The sequence below is a fragment of the Streptomyces beijiangensis genome (assembly GCF_017315755.1).
Classification (GTDB): domain Bacteria; phylum Actinomycetota; class Actinomycetes; order Streptomycetales; family Streptomycetaceae; genus Streptomyces; species Streptomyces beijiangensis.
In genome coordinates, this window is sequence record NZ_JAFLRJ010000766.1 from 1 (window position 1) to 328 (window position 328).

The window sequence follows — 328 nt, forward strand, 5'->3', positions numbered from 1 at the left end:
GCCGTGCTGCTCCTGGTGCTGTACGACCCCTGGCTGGCGCGGAGTTACGGCTTCCTCCTCTCCGTACTGGCCACCGGCGCCCTCCTCACCATCGCACCGCACTGGAGCAGCGCCCTGCAGCGCCGCCGGGTCCCGCCCAGGCTCGCCGAGGTGCTGGCCGCGGCGGCCGCGGCCCAGGCGGTCTGCGCCCCCGTCATCGTCGTGCTGGCCTCCCGGGTCGGCCTGGTCGCAGTCCCCTGCAACCTCCTCGCCGAACTCGCGGTGGGCCCGGCGACCGTGCTCGGCTTCGCCGCCCTGGCGACGGCCCCGGTGGCGATGCCGGTCGCCG

Annotated in this window: 1 protein-coding gene; it reads left to right on the forward strand. The window is 76.5% G+C overall.

The features are described from left to right. Window positions 1-328, forward strand: a 328-nt coding sequence (locus J0695_RS38940) for a ComEC/Rec2 family competence protein (protein ID WP_206969587.1), incomplete at both ends; no start/stop codon positions are given.